This window comes from Azospirillum sp. UENF 211521 (assembly GCF_058780535.1).
In genome coordinates this window covers 3,378,970-3,394,758 of the sequence record NZ_JBSNCF010000001.1, presented here as the reverse complement: position 1 = coordinate 3,394,758, position 15,789 = coordinate 3,378,970, and the positions used below count along the sequence as shown (strand labels likewise).

Annotated in this window: 18 protein-coding genes; 5 read left to right on the top strand and 13 right to left on the bottom strand. The window is 69.8% G+C overall.

Annotated features, from left to right (window positions below):
• Positions 1 to 34 precede the first annotated feature (34 nt).
• The 3 genes from ACWPN5_RS15975 (at position 35) to ACWPN5_RS15965 (ending at position 1,886) form a co-directional block, all read left to right on the top strand.
• Positions 35 to 991, top strand: a complete 957-nt coding sequence (locus ACWPN5_RS15975) for an acetyl-CoA carboxylase carboxyltransferase subunit alpha (RefSeq protein WP_145681308.1) — start codon at positions 35 to 37, stop codon at positions 989 to 991.
• A 6-nt stretch (positions 992 to 997) separates the two neighbouring features.
• On the top strand, positions 998 to 1,540 hold the full coding sequence (locus tag ACWPN5_RS15970; protein ID WP_200476976.1) for an MAPEG family protein: 543 nt from the start codon (positions 998 to 1,000) through the stop codon (positions 1,538 to 1,540).
• Between the two features lie 85 nt (positions 1,541 to 1,625).
• Positions 1,626 to 1,886, top strand: a complete 261-nt coding sequence (locus ACWPN5_RS15965) for a hypothetical protein (protein ID WP_492296248.1) — start codon at positions 1,626 to 1,628, stop codon at positions 1,884 to 1,886.
• A 7-nt stretch (positions 1,887 to 1,893) separates the two neighbouring features.
• Here ACWPN5_RS15965 and ACWPN5_RS15960 read toward each other — a convergent pair whose 3' ends face one another.
• The 3 genes from ACWPN5_RS15960 to argB are packed head-to-tail and all read right to left on the bottom strand — an operon-like array spanning position 1,894 to position 4,147.
• On the bottom strand, positions 1,894 to 2,877 hold the full coding sequence (locus ACWPN5_RS15960; protein ID WP_492296246.1) for a magnesium transporter CorA family protein: 984 nt from the start codon (positions 2,875 to 2,877) through the stop codon (positions 1,894 to 1,896).
• A 16-nt stretch (positions 2,878 to 2,893) separates the two neighbouring features.
• Positions 2,894 to 3,223 (bottom strand): hypothetical protein, encoded by a 330-nt coding sequence (locus ACWPN5_RS15955; protein ID WP_145681312.1) that lies wholly within the window; start codon positions 3,221 to 3,223, stop codon positions 2,894 to 2,896.
• Between the two features lie 24 nt (positions 3,224 to 3,247).
• A complete protein-coding gene (gene argB / locus ACWPN5_RS15950; protein WP_145625606.1) occupies positions 3,248 to 4,147 on the bottom strand; it encodes an acetylglutamate kinase in 900 nt (299 codons plus the stop codon).
• A gap of 167 nt (positions 4,148 to 4,314) precedes the next feature.
• Here argB and ACWPN5_RS15945 point away from each other — a divergent pair, with 167 nt between their 5' ends.
• Positions 4,315 to 4,563 carry a hypothetical protein gene (locus ACWPN5_RS15945; RefSeq protein WP_200476979.1) on the top strand — a complete coding sequence of 83 codons (249 nt, stop codon included), beginning with the start codon at positions 4,315 to 4,317 and terminating at the stop codon, positions 4,561 to 4,563.
• Between the two features lie 6 nt (positions 4,564 to 4,569).
• Here ACWPN5_RS15945 and ACWPN5_RS15940 read toward each other — a convergent pair whose 3' ends face one another.
• The 6 genes from ACWPN5_RS15940 to rpmH form a co-directional block, all read right to left on the bottom strand.
• Entirely contained in the window at positions 4,570 to 5,838 is a 1,269-nt protein-coding gene (locus ACWPN5_RS15940; protein ID WP_492296244.1) for a cation:proton antiporter domain-containing protein, read from the bottom strand.
• Positions 5,839 to 5,842: 4 nt separating this feature from the next.
• Positions 5,843 to 6,505, bottom strand: coding sequence for a ribosome biogenesis GTP-binding protein YihA/YsxC (gene yihA, locus ACWPN5_RS15935; protein WP_464878913.1), 663 nt, complete (start codon positions 6,503 to 6,505; stop codon positions 5,843 to 5,845).
• A gap of 144 nt (positions 6,506 to 6,649) precedes the next feature.
• Complete coding sequence (yidC, locus tag ACWPN5_RS15930; protein ID WP_145674880.1) at positions 6,650 to 8,389, bottom strand: membrane protein insertase YidC; 1,740 nt, start codon at positions 8,387 to 8,389, stop codon at positions 6,650 to 6,652.
• A gap of 27 nt (positions 8,390 to 8,416) precedes the next feature.
• On the bottom strand, positions 8,417 to 8,851 hold the full coding sequence (gene yidD, locus ACWPN5_RS15925) for a membrane protein insertion efficiency factor YidD (protein ID WP_307833592.1): 435 nt from the start codon (positions 8,849 to 8,851) through the stop codon (positions 8,417 to 8,419).
• Positions 8,734 to 9,216: a ribonuclease P protein component gene (rnpA, locus tag ACWPN5_RS15920; RefSeq protein WP_200476982.1), complete on the bottom strand. Its 483-nt coding sequence runs from the start codon at positions 9,214 to 9,216 to the stop codon at positions 8,734 to 8,736. The genes yidD and rnpA overlap by 118 nt, the downstream gene beginning before the upstream one ends.
• A gap of 5 nt (positions 9,217 to 9,221) precedes the next feature.
• Positions 9,222 to 9,356, bottom strand: coding sequence for a 50S ribosomal protein L34 (gene rpmH, locus ACWPN5_RS15915; RefSeq protein ID WP_014239280.1), 135 nt, complete (start codon positions 9,354 to 9,356; stop codon positions 9,222 to 9,224).
• Between the two features lie 290 nt (positions 9,357 to 9,646).
• Between rpmH and ACWPN5_RS15910 the strand changes: the two genes are divergently transcribed.
• Positions 9,647 to 11,089, top strand: coding sequence for a hypothetical protein (locus tag ACWPN5_RS15910; RefSeq protein ID WP_492296242.1), 1,443 nt, complete (start codon positions 9,647 to 9,649; stop codon positions 11,087 to 11,089).
• A 9-nt stretch (positions 11,090 to 11,098) separates the two neighbouring features.
• On the opposite strand, the gene ACWPN5_RS15905 is transcribed toward ACWPN5_RS15910, so the two are convergent.
• From ACWPN5_RS15905 to ACWPN5_RS15890, 4 genes are read right to left on the bottom strand one after another with little or no spacing between them, the layout of a single operon-like run.
• Positions 11,099 to 12,046, bottom strand: a complete 948-nt coding sequence (locus ACWPN5_RS15905; RefSeq protein WP_492296241.1) for a glycosyltransferase family 2 protein — start codon at positions 12,044 to 12,046, stop codon at positions 11,099 to 11,101.
• Positions 12,046 to 13,065, bottom strand: coding sequence for a glycosyltransferase (locus ACWPN5_RS15900; RefSeq protein WP_492296240.1), 1,020 nt, complete (start codon positions 13,063 to 13,065; stop codon positions 12,046 to 12,048). Before ACWPN5_RS15900 ends, ACWPN5_RS15905 begins: the two co-directional genes overlap by 1 nt.
• 29 nt (positions 13,066 to 13,094) lie before the next feature.
• Positions 13,095 to 14,276 carry an alginate O-acetyltransferase AlgX-related protein gene (locus tag ACWPN5_RS15895; RefSeq protein WP_492296238.1) on the bottom strand — a complete coding sequence of 394 codons (1,182 nt, stop codon included), beginning with the start codon at positions 14,274 to 14,276 and terminating at the stop codon, positions 13,095 to 13,097.
• Positions 14,273 to 15,685, bottom strand: coding sequence for a hypothetical protein (locus ACWPN5_RS15890; protein WP_145681320.1), 1,413 nt, complete (start codon positions 15,683 to 15,685; stop codon positions 14,273 to 14,275). Before ACWPN5_RS15890 ends, ACWPN5_RS15895 begins: the two co-directional genes overlap by 4 nt.
• Positions 15,686 to 15,789 lie beyond the last annotated feature (104 nt).

Here is a 15,789-nt window from a genome sequence, read left to right as displayed (position 1 = left end):
CGTCCTATCCTATTCGGTCCGTGATCCTTCCGGCATGCAAACCTTCCTGGAATTCGAAAAGCCGATCGCCGAGCTTGAAGGCAAGATCGAGGAACTGCGCCACCTGACCAACGCCGGCGACATCAACATCGCCGACGAAGTGACGAAGCTGCAGACCAAGGTCGACAAGCTCCTCCGGCAGACCTACGCGAAGCTCACCCCGGCGCAGAAGGTTCAGGTGGCCCGCCACCCCAACCGTCCGCACTGTCTGGACTATGTGAAGGGGCTGATCGACGACTTCACGCCGCTGGCCGGCGACCGCGGCTTCGCCGAGGACCGCGCGGTCATCGGCGGGCTGGGCCGCTTCCGTGGGCGCTCGGTCGTGGTGATCGGGCAGGAGAAGGGCCACGACACCGAGACGCGCGTGCGCCACAACTTCGGCATGGCCAAGCCCGAGGGCTACCGCAAGGCCCAGCGCCTGATGGACCTCGCCGACCGCTTCACGCTGCCGGTCGTCTCGCTGGTCGACACCGCCGGCGCCTTCCCCGGCGTCCAGGCGGAGGAGCGCGGCCAGGCCGAGGCCATCGCCAAGAGCATCGAGCGCTGCCTGCGCCTGACCGTGCCCATGGTGGCCGCGGTGATCGGCGAGGGCGGGTCCGGCGGCGCCATCGCCATCGCGACCGCCGACCGGGTGCTGATGCTGGAGCACGCCATCTACTCCGTCATCTCGCCGGAGGGCTGCGCGTCGATCCTGTGGCGCAACCCCGACATGGCCGGCGAGGCCGCCGTGGCGCTGCGCCTGATCAGCCACGACCTCAAGGAGCTCGGCGTCATCGACCGGGTGGTGAGCGAGCCGATCGGCGGCGCCCATCGCGACCCGGCGGAAATCGTCAAGGCGCTGGGCGACGCCATCGAGGAGTCGCTGGGTGAACTCGACGGGCTGGATGGCGCGGCGATCCGCGCCCAGCGCCGCCAGAAGTTCCTCGACATGGGCCAGAAGGGCCTGGGGTAAGACGCCATGGCCGCCGCACCGGAGACCCGTCCCTCCAAGACCCGTCTTCTGCGTCTGGCGGCCACCGTCAACCTTGCCGCGGTGGCGGTGGCGCTGCTGGCCCTGTGGCTGCTGCCGCCGCTGTTCGCGCCGCCGCCCGGCATCGCCGATCCGGGCGCGCGCATGGCCTTCTGGGGGCGGCTCGTCCTCTGGCCGGCGCTGCTGCTGTTCCTGACGGTGGGCGGGGTGCTGGTCGCCCGCGCCCGCTCCGTCGCCCTGAACCCCATCGACGACGCCGAGTCGCGCTTCTACCGGGTCAGCCAGCGCGTGCTGACCAACACGGTGGAGCAGACGCTGATCTTCGTGCCCGCCCTGGCGGCGCTGGTGGCGCAGATGCCGCTGCCCGAGCTGGGCTTCGCCCGGCTGGCGACCGCGCTGTTCGTTCTGGGCCGCCTGCTGTTCTGGGCGGGCTATCTGATCCACCCCTATGTGCGGGCGCCGGGCATGGCGGTCACGCTGACCGTCAACCTCGTCGTGCTCGGCTGGGCGCTGGTGCTCGCCATCGCCTGACGCCGCGCCTTTTCACGGCCCGTCTCCCCGGTGCGTCCCCTTATGGCATCGCTTGACCATGCGCCCTCGGGCCGATGGAGGTGCCATGAAACTCCTGTCCCGTTTCCCCACCCTGTTGCAGATCGCGCAGTCGGCCGTCCTGCTGCTGAGCGCGCTCTTCGAGCTGTTCGACACCATGCTGGAGGACTTCGTCGGCACGGAGATCACCACCGCGCACGGCCTGTTCCTGTTCGCCGCCGGCAAGATGATCAAGGAATGGCTGGAGGTGCGGAAGGAATTCTCCGAAACGCGGGAGAAGGTCGGCAGCGCTCGGGGGCGGGAGTCCGCCTCGCCGCACGCCGGCTGAGCGGTCGCTACAGCCAGCGCCGCCGCTTGAAGTAAATCATGGGCAGCGTCGCCGACAGGATCATCAGCATCACCGCCAGCGGGTAGCCAAGGGTCCAGTTCTTCTCGGGCATGTGCACGAAGTTCATGCCGTAGATGCTGGCGACCAGGGTCGGCGGGAACAGGGCGACCGTCAGGATCGAAACGATCTTGATGATCTCGTTCTGCTCCACGTTGATGCGGCCCAGCGTGGTGTCCAGCAACAGGCTGACCTTGCCCGACAGGAACTGGGCGTACTCGCCGAGCCCCGTCACGTCCTGCAGGGCGGCGCGCGCCCAGCGCCGGGTCCGCTTGGCCGGGGTCCAGCCCTCGCCGCGGGCCAGGAAGGTCAGCAGGCGGTTGAGCGTCGACAGGCTGACATGGGCCTTGCCGATCAGGTGCCCGGTGTGGCCGATGCGTTTGAGCGTGCGGGCGTCGTCCCGCCGCTCCCCCTTGACCGGCAGGGCGCGGCCGCGGAAGGCGCGGCTGCCCATGGTGTCCAGCTCAAGCCCGACGCGGCGCAGGACGGCGGCGGTGCGCTCCACCACCCCGTCCAGCAGGGCGGCCAGGACCGCCTCGGCCGTCAGCTCCCCGCCGCCGTTGCGGGTGACGCGGCGGCGGAAGGCCAGGAAGGGCTGCGGATCGACGGCGTGGATGGTGGCGAGCCGCCCACCGGCCAGGACGAAGCTGACCGGCACGATGCGCGGCTGGTCGGTGTCGGCCCAGACCAGGACGAGCGCGGTCATGTGGATGGCGCCGGGGATGATGCGCAGGCGGCTCGATTCCTCGATCTCCGCCATCTGCTCCCGAGTCGGCAGCTTGATGCCCATCAGCGCCTCGGCGCGGGCCAGCTCCTCCGGCGTCGGGTTTTGCAGGTCTAGCCAGACGGCCTCGGTGGGCAGCGGGGTGCGGACGCCCTCGGCCTCGCGGGCCCAGCGCAGCCGGTCACCGTCGCAGGCGAAGACGTGGAGCATGGCGGCCCCCTGGCTTTTAGAGGAGGCGGCCGAAACGGCGGGGCTTGCGCGGCTGGGACGGCTCCTCGGCGGGGCCGGAGGAGTCGCTCGCGGAGTCCCCATCCGGAAGCCGATTCGGCAGGTCGGCGGGCGCGCCGTCCTGGCGCAGGGCGGCCTCCAGCTTGCGCCGGAAGGCCCCGCCGTCGTCCTTGGAGTCGAGGAAATGCCCGACGGCTTCCTTTGCCGAGTCGCGGTCGTAGGGGACCTTGCCGAAGACCGACAGCTTGGCGCGTTCCAGCAGCTTCGGGTCCATCCGTTCGCGGATGGCCTTCATCTGGCGGAGCAGGTCCTTGCGCACGTCGGACATGGCGGGTCCCCTTCGCTTACCCGGTCACTCGCGGCCGATCATCGTGCCGGCCCCGCCCTCGGTGAAGATCTCCAGCAGCAGGGCGTGCGGCACCCGGCCGTCCAGGATGACGGCGGCGTCCACGCCCTGCTCGACGGCGTCGATGCAGGTCTCGATCTTCGGGATCATGCCGCCGGTGGCGGTGCCGTCGGCGATCGCGGCGCGCGCCTGGTCCAGCGACATGCGCGGCACCAGCTCCTTGTTCTTGTCCAGAACGCCAGCGACGTCGGTCAGCAGGAAGAAGCGGGTGGCGCCCAGCGCCGAGGCGACGGCGCCCGCCGCGGTGTCGGCGTTGATGTTGTAGGTGTCGCCGTTGCGGTCGAAGCCGATCGGGGCGATGACCGGGATGATGTCCGACTGGGCCAGCGACGTGAGGATCTGCGGGTTCACCTGATAGGGCTCGCCGACGAAGCCAAGGTCCAGCACCTTCTCGATGTTGCTGTCCGGGTCGCGCTGGGTGCGGCGCAGCTTGCGCGCGGTGATCAGGCTGCCGTCCTTGCCCGACAGGCCGACGGCGCGGCCGCCCGCGTTGTTGATGGCGGCGACGATCTGCTTGTTGATGGAGCCGGCCAGCACCATCTCGACCACCTCGACCGTCTCCTTGTCGGTGACGCGCAGGCCGTCGATGAAGCTGGATTTGATGGCCAGCCGCTGCAGCATCTGGCCGATCTGCGGGCCGCCGCCGTGCACGACCACGGGGTTGATGCCGACCTGCTTCAGCAGGACGATGTCGCGGGCGAACTTCTCCGCCAGGCTGTCGTCACCCATGGCGTGGCCGCCGTACTTGATGACGAAGGTGCGCCCGGCGTAGCGGCGCATGTAGGGCAGGGCTTCGGACAGGGTGCGGGCCTTGGCGAGCCACTCGTCGCGGGTCGTGTTCTGCACGGGATGGAGCCGTTCGTCGGGGTGGGCCAATCGGGTGAGATTCCGCCGACTCTTTAACGGAAAGCGCGGGGGGTGCCTAGGGGGCTTTTTCAGGGGGCGCCGCGTCCGGGAACCCTTGACCACGCCGGCGGTTCGCCAAAGCAGGACGAGCCAGCAAGGACCCCGCCATGAACGACCGCATCATGCCGACCCCGCGCAACCCCTTCACCGAGGCCCACAAGGCCGAGATGGAGGAGACCGCCCGGCGGGCCGAGGAGATCTACGGGTCGCCCGACGCCCAGGAGGTGACGGAGGCCAACAAGGCGCTGAAGGAGCAGGCCCGCGGGGGTGGAAAGGCCGGGTCGGGCAGGCTGGATTCCGAGGGGCCGGGCGCCGATCCGGTGGTGACCGGGAACGTGCGCAAGCCCACGGTCTGAAACGGGTCAGGCCGTGCCGGCGTGGCCCGCCCGGCGGCCGGCGATCCGCCCGGCCAGCAGGGTCATCGGCTGGGTCAGCGCGGTGACCACCACCGCCATCAGCACCATGGCCGAGAAGCAGGCGTCCGACAGCACCCCGGCTTCCAGCAGGATGGTCAGGACGATGACCTCCATCAGTCCCTTGCAGGACATCAGCGTGCCGAGCCGCCAGGAATCGGCGGCGCTCTCGCCCGACAGCCGGGCGGGCAGGGCGGTGCCCAGGACCTTGCCGGCGATGGTCGCCACCGTCGCCAGCGCGAACACCCACCATTGCGCCGAGGCGGCGAGGTCGAGCGTGACCTTCAGGCCGGTCAGGGTGAAGAAGAAGGGCAGCAGGATCAGCGTGGCGAAATGCTCCAGCCGGTCCAGGATGGCCGCCGCCAGCCGCCGCGGCATGACCGTGCCGGCGACGAAGGCGCCCAGGATGTAGTGCAGCCCGATCAGCTCCGTCACCGCGGCGGAGCCCAGCAGGGCGGCGCAGGTGACCACCACCACCATGTCGCCGACGGCGCCGTCCGGGGCGATGCGGTTCATCAGGCGGGTCAGCAGCGGGCGGGCGAACAGCTCCGTCGCGGCCAGATAGGCGAAGCCCAGGACGGCGATCTGCGCCACCCCGGCGAAGCCGCCGCCTCCCCCCGCCGCCAGGGCCAGCACGGCGGTGATGAGAAGCCACAGCAGCGCGTCGTTGACCGCCGCGTAGCCCAGCGCCAGCCGGCCGACCCGCTCCCCGATCAGCCCCATCTCGCGCAGGATGGCGCCCAGCACCGGCAGGGCGGTCACCCCGACGCAGATGCCGAACCCCGCGGCGAACAGCAGCGGTTCGGCCTTCGGTCCGGCCATCTCGGGGAAGGCGCCGACGATCCACCCGCCGAGCGCACCGCCGAGCAGCGTCGGCACCAGCATGCTCGACAGGCTGATCCCGACGAAGGCGCGCCCGCGCCCCTTGAACTCCTCCAGATCGAGATGCAGCCCGGTCAGGAAGGCGAAGAAGACCACGGCGAGCAGGGCCAGCCCGGAAAGCGGCGCCAGCGACTCCTTGGCGAACAGCGGTTGCCAGAGCTCCGGCGCGGCCTGCCCGAGAACCGACGGGCCGAGCGCGATCCCGAACAGGATCTGGATCACCACCATCGGAGCCACATGCTTCAGGCCGGACAGCCGCCACAGCAGGAACGGGCCGGCGATCAGCAGGATGGCCTGGATGAGGAACAGCAGGGCCGGCGTCAGCTCGACGGGCATGGGGTCATCCCAGGCTGGCGAGCTGGGCGAGGCTGGCCCGCAGCTCCGCGATGCCCTGGCCCTTCTCGGCGCTGGTGGCGTGGATCTCCGGGAAGGCGGCGGGGTGTTTCTTGATGGCCGCCACGGTGCGCTTGCTCACCTCGGCCAGCTCCTGCGACCGCACCTTGTCCGACTTGGTCAGGACGACGACGTAGGGCACCGCCGCCTGATCGAGCATCGTCATGATCTCCTCGTCGTTGGGCTTCAGCCCATGGCGCGAATCGACCAGCACCAGCGCCCGGCGCAGCGTGACGCGGCCGCGCAGGAAGCGGCGGACCATGTCGTTCCAGAGTTCGATCTTCTCCTTCGACTCCTTGGCGTAGCCGTAGCCGGGCATGTCGACCAGCTTCAGCCGGTTGCCGAGGTTGAAGAAGTTGAGCTGCTGGGTGCGGCCCGGCGTGTTGGAGGTGCGGGCCAGCGTCTTGCGCCCGGTCAGCGCGTTGACGAGGCTGGACTTGCCGACGTTGGAGCGTCCGGCGAAGGCGACCTCCGGCAGGTCGGCCTCCGGCAGTTGCTCCGCCGTCTGGGCGCCCCAGATGAAATCGCATTCCTTGGCGAACAGAAGCCGCCCCGCTTCCAGGGCCTCCTCGTCGAAACCGGAGATCGGGGAGCTGCTGGAAGAGGTCATGGACGGCGCTTTCGAAAGACACAGGGTGCGGATGATCGTGACCGGCCCAAAACATAACCGCCGGCAAACGCCCGTCAAGGGAGGCGCTTGCCGGCGGTCAATGCCCTGAAATCAGGGAGGCCGGGTATCAGGTGGAACGGACCCTCAGGTCACTTTCACACCGTCCTGCCGCATGATGATCCACTGCTGGGCGATGGACAGGGTGTTGTTCCAGGCCCAGTAGATCACCAGACCAGCCGGGAAGCTGGCGAGCATGAAGGTGAAGATGATCGGCAGGAACTGGAACACCTTCTGCTGCACCGGATCGGGCGGTGCCGGGTTCAGCTTCTGCTGGAAGTACATGGTGATGCCCATGATGATCGGCCACAGGCCCAGCATCAGGATGTGCGGCGGCTGCCACGGGATCAGACCGAACAGGTTGAAGATGGTGGTCGGATCGGGCGCGGACAGGTCGTGGATCCAGCCGAAGAACGGCGCGTGCCGCATTTCGATGGTCACGAACAGCACCTTGTACAGCGCGAAGAACACCGGGATCTGGATCAGGATCGGCAGGCAGCCCGACACCGGCGAGACCTTTTCGCGCTTGTAGAGCGCCATCATCTCCTGGTTCAGGCGGACCTTGTCGTCGCCGAAGCGTTCGCGCAGCTCCATCATCTTGGGCTGCAGCTTCTTCATCTTGGCCATCGCGTGATACGACTTGTTGGCCAGCGGGAAGAAGGCCGCCTTGACGATCACGGTGAAGACCAGGATGGCGATGCCGAAGTTGCCGAACAGGCGGCCCAGCAGGTCCAGCCCGTAGAAGAACGGCTTGGTCAGGAAGTAGAACCAGCCGAAGTCGATCGCCAGGTCGAAGTTGGCGATGCCCAGCTTGTCCGAATAGTCGTCGAGCAGGCGGACCTGCTTGGCGCCGGCGAACAGGCGGTCGGTCAGCTCGATGGTGGCGCCGGGGGCGACCTCCACGGCCTTGCCGAGCGTGTCGACCTGATAGCGGTCGGCGGCGCCGGGGGCGGAGTGGACGAAGCGGGCGGTGATCGGAGCCTTCTGGTCGGGGACCAGCGAGACCAGCCAGTACTTGTCGGTGATGCCGATCCAGCCGCCGGTCGACTGGGCGGAGATGGTGCCGGCCTTGCGCAGGTCGTCGTACTTGTGCTCGTTCAGCTTGCCGTCGAAGACGCCGAGCGGGCCCTCATGCAGGATGTAGTAGCCGTCGGTGTGCGGCGTGCCGGCGCGGCTGACCAGGCTGTAGGGCAGCAGGCTGACCGGGGCGGAGCCGGTGTTGCGCACCTTCTGGGTGATCGTGAACATGAAGTTCGGATCGACCGCGACGGTCCGCTCGAACACCAGCCCGTTGCCGTTGTCCCAGGTCAGGACCAGCGGCTGGTCCGGCGTCAGCGCGGTGCCGGCGGCGGTCCAGCGGGTGTCGGCGCCGGGAACCGGCTGCGACTTGTCCTCCGGAACCCAGCCGAACTCGGCGTAGTAGGCCTCGGGCGTGCCGGCGGGGGCCAGCAGGACGATTTCCGGGCTCTTGGGATCGGGGGTGACGCGGTAGTCGGCCAGCGTCAGGTCGTCGATGCGGCCCCCAACCAGATTGACCGATCCGTGCAGCGACGGCGTGTTGATCTTGACGCGCGTTCCGGCGGCCATCTGCTCGGCGAGCAGGCCGGCGCGGTCGCGGACCGTGGCGGGAGCCGCCGTGCCGGGAACCGAACCGGGAGCGGCGCCCGGAGCGGGCGCGGCGCCGGGGGCGACCGACTGCTCCGTCTGGGCGGCCTGCTGCGCAGCCTGCTGCTGCTTCACCCGGGGTCCATCGTAGAAATACTGGAATCCCAGGAGGATGGCGATCGACAGAGCGATCGCGAGGATGAGGTTGCGTTGATCGGTCATGGCATCCCGGTTGCCGTGGGCCTTCTGTTAAGAAGGGGGCCGAACGCCGGTTTTCAGGCCGGCATGCGAATTGCTGCATCGATGCGCCGCTTCGTCCGGCCCGTGCGAACAGCGGGTGGACCGCCCCGGTTCGGGCACGGGATCATATCCCCACCCGCCCCAGGGATGGCAGCGCAGAAGCCTCCGGACGGTCAGCCAACTGCCCCGGATCGCTCCGTGCTTAGATAGCGCATCCAGCGCATAGTTTGAACAGGTCGGCTGAAATCGGCAGTGCCACCCGATGAAGGGCGACAGGGTCCACTGATAACCGACCACGAGCGCGCGCAGAAAATAGGCGAGCGGGCTCACGCGCCGACCTCCCCGCCGCCGGAACCGTTGCCGGTCCCGCCGTTGGAAGCGACGGCGTTTGGCCCGCCATTCACCTCGTTCTTTGGCGCCTCGCTCTTGGAGACGTCGCGCCATAGACCGAGGCGTTTCAGCGCCGCGATCAGATCGCCCACAAGCTCCGTCCACGGCCTTTCGGCCGTCGCGGCGCGGGCCACCAGCACGAAATCGTGACCGGGGGCCGCGTGGGCGGTCAGAATTTGGCGGGCCGCTTCGCGAAGGCGGCGGCGTGCGCGATTGCGCACGACCGCGTTCCCCACTTTGCGGCTCGCCGTCAGGCCAAGACGAATCGGCGGCTCGCCAGGGGCGGGCCGCTGCCGTTCGTCGTGTCGGCGCACCTGCAGGATAAGGCCGGGAGCCACATGCTTGCGCCGTGTACCGGCCACGGCCAGAAACTCCGGCCGCCGCTTCAGGCGCCCGACCCTGGGGTCCGGCGCCGCCATGCGTATCAGGCGCTCAGGACACTGCGGCCCTTGGCGCGACGGCGGGCAATCACCTTGCGGCCACCGACGGTCGCCATGCGGGCGCGGAAGCCATGCCGGCGCTTGCGCACGATTTTGCTGGGCTGGAACGTGCGTTTCACGGCACCATACTCCTCGATCTCAGGGCAAAAAATGAGCCCCGCTGTATAGAGGTACCGACCCCCGGAGTCAATCACGCGCTGCCACCCAAGCGTGGGAAATATTCTCCGTTCGGATGGGCAAAGGCAAGAAGGGTGGCGCAAAGGAGGGTGAAAAGGGGTAGGGCCCTGCCTCCCTTGCCGTGCGGCGTGTTTACCCCCTGACATTCGCGAAAGGTCCGGGGGAAGTCGGCATGCTGCACCGGCGGCAATTCATCGTGTCCAAAAACACCCACGCGCTCCGTCCGGATTGGGTGAGCCGTGACATCGGCGGGCTGGTCCTGTCCCATTGTCCCGACCTACCGGTCCGGCGCGTGCTGGGCGCCGACAAGACGGTCTGGCATCTGCTGGGGCTGCCCGTGCAGACCGACCCGGCGCGCCCCGACCCGGTCGAGGCGCTGGCCGCGTCGCGCGCCGGGGACATCGCGGAGCTGTGCCGCTCCTGGACGGGGCGCTGGTTGCTGCTCAACAACCGCGCGGTCCATCTCGACACCGGCGGGACGCTCGGCTGCTTCTACGCAATGGTGGACGGCGCCCTGACCCTCACCTCCAGCGCGGGGGTGATGGCCGAACTGCTGGGCGAGGAGGCGAGCTTCCGCCGCCCGCTGGCGCACGAGGCCGGGCTGGACTGGTACCCGCTGCCCGGCTCCGGGCTGGCCGGGGTGCGCCGGCTGCTGCCGACCCAGGTGCTCGACCCCGCCCGCCCGATGGACGATCCGGGCTTCCTGACCTTCCGCCGGCCCTTCCCGGCGGTTCCGCCGGGCTTTTCCGATTCGCTCGCCTACGAGCGGATGGAATCGATCCTGGTCACCGCCATCCGCAACCTGCACCGGACCCTGGCGGGGCCGGAGGGCGGCCACCGCCCGCTGCTGCTCCAGCTCACCGCCGGCTACGACACACGGCTGCTGCTGGCCGCCGCGCAGAAGGCCGAGGTGCCCTTCGCCACCTTCACCTTCGACCACCGCGACCTGACGCCGGGCGACCGCAAGCTGCCGCCGAAGCTGGCCCGGCTGGCCGGGGTGGAGCATCACCTGATCCCCTGTCCGCCGCTGGACGCCGAGCGGGCGCGCGACTACGCCGCCCACACCGGCGGGCACACCGCGGCGATGGACGGCGAGTTCTACGCCAACGGCGCCTGGGACGGCGTGCCGGAGGGCGCGGTGGTTCTGCACGGCGGCGTCTTCGAGGTGGCGCGCTGCTTCTACTGGGGGCAGATCCCGCCGGGGCTCGCCGCCGACGGCGAGGACACCGCCGCCCGGATCTTCGACGCCTTCCGCGGCAAGCTCTACAACCCGCCGTCCCATTGCGAGGCGCTGCGCGAGTGGCTGGCCTGGGTGGCGCGAACGCCGGACGTGCTGCCGGGCGGTACGATGGACCTGCGCGACCGCTTCTATCTGGAGCAGCGGGTGGCCGGCTGGCTGTCGGCCATCGACCAGGGGGTGGACCTGACCGGGCGGCAGCTCTTCCAGGTCGGCAACTGCGCCGACTTCCTGGCGATCGCGCTCGCCATGCCGGTGGACGTCCGCCGCTCAAGCCAGCATCAGGCTGAGCTGATCCGCCGCATGGCCCCGGACCTGCTGAGCGAACCGATCAACCCGCCGCAGCCCGCCGTGCTGCGCCAGTTGCGCAAGCTGCCGCGCCGCCTGAACAAGCTGCGCACGGCGATCGGGCACCATCTGGCGCGGACGTCGGCGTAGGTGGCGGCTTCAGGGGGAGGTGCGGTGGATGCCGGCCGGCCCCCTCCCTGACCCTCCCCCGCTGGGCGGGGGAGGGGATGAAAGGACCGTTGCGGACAACGGTGCGGTCGTCTTGGACAGGTGCAGCCAGCGGCGGTAGGCGTCCTCGCTCACGGGGGCGCGGTGCTTCAGGCCGATGCGGACGATCTCCGGCAGGGCCAGCAGGACCTTCAGGTCGGTCAGCCGCGGGCCGTGGCGCAGGTTCTTCCAGCTGTTGCCGATCCAGCTCCGCGCGAAGCGCCAGGGCAGCAGGCCGGCGGGGCAGCGGGCCACCTCGCGGATCAGGTCGTTGCGGTGGTTGTAGAAACGCTCCAGCCCCGGCTTGCGGCCCTTCTCGCTCTTGTCGTGATAGACCATGATGCCGGGCAGGGCGACCACCCGGTGGCCGGCGCCGATCAGCCGCAGGCAGCGGTCCTTCTCCTCCCCCTGGCGGTACAGCTCCGGCATGTAGAGGCCGGTGGCGGCGACCGCGCTGCGGCGCAGCAGGTGGCCGCAGCCGACGTACCAGGGCGCGTCGAAGGGATCGGCCTGCGGCGGGAAATAGACCAAGCTGTCGCGCGTCTCGATGTTGCAGGCCACCGCCGCCACGTCCGCGTGCGTCTCCATGTAGGCCACCGCGCGGGCGAGGCCGTCCGGCTCGGCGAACCAGGAATCGTCGTCCACCGACAGCACGTAGTCGCCCGCCGTGTTCACGAAGCCGAAGTTGCGGGCGTAGATCAGCCCGGCGTTGTGCGGCAGCCGGACGTAGCGGACGGTGGGGAATTCCCCCCGCACCATGGCGTCGGTGCCGTCCGTGGACCCGTCGTCCACCACCAGGATCTCCGCGACGGGGTGGGTCTGGGCGAGCAGGCGGGACAGCGCGGTGCGCAGCTCCGGCGCGCGGTTGAACGTGGCGATGACGGCGCTGACGCTGGGCATCAGGCGACCTCGCTGGAGGAGGACGGGGCGGCGCGCGGCCGCTCGGGCAGGGGCAGCCGGACCGGTGGGCGCTTCAGCTCCTCCGGATACTCGTCGCGCAGACCGGACAGGTAGCTGTCCAGGAAGACCCGCAGGCCCCGGAAATCCCGGTTCACCAGATAATGGGCGGTGTATTTGGCGATCATGCGCGGGATCACTCCGGCCTTCTCGTAGGTGGCGTGGATGTAGCCCATGTTGCGGAAGAAATGCGGCGCCCGGTCGGCCCGCATCGTCTCCACCGTGCCCAGCCGGCCGCCCAGTACCTTGTGCTCCGTCCGCGACATGCCGGGATGGACGTGCAGCGCCTTCACCGCCGTGCCGACCTTCAGCCCGGCGCGGCGGGCGCGCAGGGTGAACTCGTACTCGTCGCCCCAGATGAACATCTCGCGTTTCACGTTGCCGATCCGTTCGAAGACGGCGCGGCCGATCAGCGTGCCGTTGAACAGGGCGATGGTGCCCGGCGCCAGCCCGTCCACCGCCCGCGCCATCAGGCTGTCCGGGTCGCGGGTGCCCTGCATGGGGAAGGCCAGGGTGGTACGGTCCTCCGCCGCCAGCACCAGCGGGCCGACCATGGACAGGCCGTGGTGCTTGGCCTGGACCAGCAGCTCGGCCAGCGCGCCGGGCTGCGGGATGCCGTCGTCGTCGGTGCTCCAGATCCAGCGGGCGCCGAGGCCGAGCGCCGTCTCGAAAGCGGTGTGGTAGGCGCCGGCGGAGCCGCAGTTGGCCTGCCGCACCACGATCAGCGCGTCGTCCCATTCCTCCGCCTGGGCGGCCAGCCACTCCGGCGTGCCGTCGCTGGAGCCGCTGTCCACCACCACCAGCCGCTCGGGCCGCGGCTGCTGGCCGAGGATCGCCGCGACGCAGGTGGCGAGAAGGGGCAGGCGGTTGTGGGTGACGACGATCGCCACGACGCCGTGGGCGATGTCCCCCGAAACAGTGTTTGTCGAAACCTTGTCCGCCGGGAATGTGTCGTGCGCCATGGCTGGGCGGTTCCTCCTGGTCCTGTCCATCAGTCGGTTTGGGTGCGGGTGGGTGCGCAGTCGCCCTGGCTTGGCCGGCAGGGCAGGATGGCGACGTCCGGCGAGGGGTCGGTGGCGCCGGTCAGCACGCCCAGCCGCCCCAGCGTGCGGGCGACCGTCCGCGCCGCGTAGAGCTGCCCCTCCAGCCCCCAGCGGCTGCCGTTGGGCGCGTAGAGGTCGCGCACCCCGCCGGCTGCCAGCGCCGTCAGGCCGGCGGCCAGCGGCACCGCCTGAAGCGTCGGGTCGGCGCCCAGCACCTCGTCCACCGCGGAGCGGTGGGGCGGCGGTTCGAGCAGGAAATCGGCGTAGACCGTCCCCTTGTCCGGCGCGACCAGCAGCAGGAAGCGCGTCACCCCGTTGGCCTCCACCGCGTCCTGGATCGCGTGCAGGCGCGCGCGGCGCTCCTCCAGCAGGCGGTGGTCGGCGCGCCAGGGCAGGAAATCCTGGGCGCGGAAGAGAGCCGTGGTCGCGGCGGCGGAGCTGAACAGGCCGGCATAGGCCAGGGGTCGTTCCTGCACCGGGCCGCCGGTCACGTTCAGCACCGCGCGCGGCAGCGCCTTGACCAGCAGGTCCAGCGCGTGGCCGATCGGCGGCGGGTTCCAGGCCTGGGCTCGGCTGCGCTCCAGGGACCGCGGCTGGCGGTTGAGCGGCTCGACGGGAAGGGCGCGCGGGGCCGCAACGCCGTGGGGGCGGGGAGCGGTGACGGTGGACAGCTCCAGCCCGCCGACCGGCGTCTCCAGCGCGCTCTCCGATAACTGCAGGATCACGACGCGCGGCGGGCGCTCGCGGAACTCGGGGGAAACCAGTTGCGCGGCCAGCGTCGCGGCATCCGCGGGCCGCACGCCGACGGTCAGGCCGGTCAGGTTGCGCAGATGGTCGGTCCAGTAATGGCCGTAGCGACCGTGGCGCTCCTCCGCGTCGGGACGGGAAAAGCCGTCGCCGAACACCAGCACGTCGTAATCGGCGCCGGGCCGCGCCGCCTCGGCCAGCGGCGGCACGAAGATCGCCTGGGGCGCTCGGGAGCCGAAGCGGTTCTCGGCGAAGCCGCCCAGCTCCGTCAGGTCGCCGTCCGGCGGGTCCAGAGCGAAGGCCAGCGGCAGGACCAGCGCGGCGGCCAGCGCCAGCCCGCGCAGAAGGAACCTGTCCAGACCGGCCGCCACCGGTCGCCTCACGCCCGGTCCGCGGGGAACCGGAAGCCCGGCATACGGAAGACGGACATGCGGCTCTGCGCCAGCGGCGACCCGGCGGAGTCGCCGATCCACAGGCGCAGCGCCTTGGTCGCGCCGATCCACAGCAGGATGGGCAGCAGCGAGAAGAAGCCGAACTTGACGATGGTGATGTTGCCGTCGCGGTACCATTGCAGCGACAGCGGGATGAAGGCGCAGTAGAACAGCACCGCGTAGCGGTTGGTGAAGCCCGACTCCCAGAACCAGCGGTGCAGACGGCCCAGGATCAGCCCGACCACCACCATGGTGACGATCACGCCGATCCACCCCGCGCTCATCCAGCCGTCGCCGGCCAGCGAGGTGGTCAGGTTGGAGAAGTTGCCGAAATCGTGCAGCGACACCCATTTGACCGGCGCGCCGATGGGCTTGTCCGGCCACAGCATGCGCGGGATCGGCTCGGTGAAGAGCTGGAGATACTGGGTGAACCAGGTGTAGGTCCCCGACTGCTGCGGCACCGCCCACAGGATGAAGGCCAGGAAGTCGAAGTTGGCGATGTCCTGGTTCGACACGCTCTCGACGAAGGAGCCCTCGCCGCCCTGGAAGATGCTGAACAGCTTGCCCGGATTCTCGGTGCCGGCCAGCACGCCGCGCAGGAAGTCGCGGTTGTTGCCCAGCGTGTGGAACAGCAGCAGCACCGGCAGGCCGCAGGCGAGCTGCCACCAGCGGAACCACTTGGTGCGCGTGTGGTAGAGGATCAGCAGCACCATGCCCAGCACGCCCATGATGATCGCCCAGCGCCCCCAGCCCAGATAGGCGCGGTAGCTGACGAAGGCGATGAAGGGGATGAAGGACAGCGGGTGGAAGCGGCTGACCCAGATGATGCCCAGCGTGAGCGGCAGGCCCATCGAATGGGCCTCGGCGATGTAGCCGGTGGTGTTGACGTAGACCGGCTGACCGGTCAGCGGGTCGCGCTCCATCTGCACGTCGCCGGTGCCGGTGAAGTCGGCGCCGTCCTGGCGCAGGATCGCCGAATAGATGGCCAGAGGCCCCAACGCCGCCACGGTCAGGGCAAAGGCGGTGATGTCCAGCCGGTCGAAGGTGAAGGTGGGCGCCCGGCTGAGGTCCGGCTTGACCCGCCCGGCCCAGCCGCAGGCGACGGAGAAGGCGACCAGCGCGACCGAACTGACCGTCAGCGACTTCACGAACTCCGCGGCACTCGGCCAGTAGCCCATGAACAGCCATGCGTTGTCGATGCCGAAGCCGTGGACCAGCAGCGGGCGGATCACGAAGACCAGCGTGTGGAAGATCAGATAGTAGGTCAGCGGGTGGAACATCGACGCGGTGCCGGTGCTGAGGAACACCACGACGACCAGGACCACCACCAGCACCTGCGCGATCAACGCCGTTTCGATCATGCCGGACTCCGCCTTACCTCGTGAACGCGCGGCACCGCCAGCCACGGCCGGTGGTGTGGCGGCCGGTGGGGCGGTGTCGTCGTGCCGGCCCCCGGAAGCGAAGG

Bases quoted from the DNA above. Each gene is read 5' to 3' on its own strand.
- ACWPN5_RS15975 (WP_145681308.1), top strand. From the start codon at position 35: ATGCAAACCTTCCTGGAATTCGAAAAGCCGATCGCCGAGCTTGAAGGC.
- ACWPN5_RS15970 (WP_200476976.1), top strand. From the start codon at position 998: ATGGCCGCCGCACCGGAGACCCGTCCCTCCAAGACCCGTCTTCTGCGT.
- ACWPN5_RS15965 (WP_492296248.1), top strand. From the start codon at position 1,626: ATGAAACTCCTGTCCCGTTTCCCCACCCTGTTGCAGATCGCGCAGTCG.
- ACWPN5_RS15960 (WP_492296246.1), bottom strand. From the start codon at position 2,877: ATGCTCCACGTCTTCGCCTGCGACGGTGACCGGCTGCGCTGGGCCCGC.
- ACWPN5_RS15955 (WP_145681312.1), bottom strand. From the start codon at position 3,223: ATGTCCGACGTGCGCAAGGACCTGCTCCGCCAGATGAAGGCCATCCGC.
- ACWPN5_RS15945 (WP_200476979.1), top strand. From the start codon at position 4,315: ATGAACGACCGCATCATGCCGACCCCGCGCAACCCCTTCACCGAGGCC.
- ACWPN5_RS15940 (WP_492296244.1), bottom strand. From the start codon at position 5,838: ATGCCCGTCGAGCTGACGCCGGCCCTGCTGTTCCTCATCCAGGCCATC.
- yihA (WP_464878913.1), bottom strand. From the start codon at position 6,505: ATGACCTCTTCCAGCAGCTCCCCGATCTCCGGTTTCGACGAGGAGGCC.
- yidC (WP_145674880.1), bottom strand. From the start codon at position 8,389: ATGACCGATCAACGCAACCTCATCCTCGCGATCGCTCTGTCGATCGCC.
- yidD (WP_307833592.1), bottom strand. From the start codon at position 8,851: ATGGCGCGACGTCTCCAAGAGCGAGGCGCCAAAGAACGAGGTGAATGG.
- rnpA (WP_200476982.1), bottom strand. From the start codon at position 9,216: ATGGCGGCGCCGGACCCCAGGGTCGGGCGCCTGAAGCGGCGGCCGGAG.
- ACWPN5_RS15905 (WP_492296241.1), bottom strand. From the start codon at position 12,046: ATGCCCAGCGTCAGCGCCGTCATCGCCACGTTCAACCGCGCGCCGGAG.
- ACWPN5_RS15900 (WP_492296240.1), bottom strand. From the start codon at position 13,065: ATGGCGCACGACACATTCCCGGCGGACAAGGTTTCGACAAACACTGTT.
- ACWPN5_RS15890 (WP_145681320.1), bottom strand. From the start codon at position 15,685: ATGATCGAAACGGCGTTGATCGCGCAGGTGCTGGTGGTGGTCCTGGTC.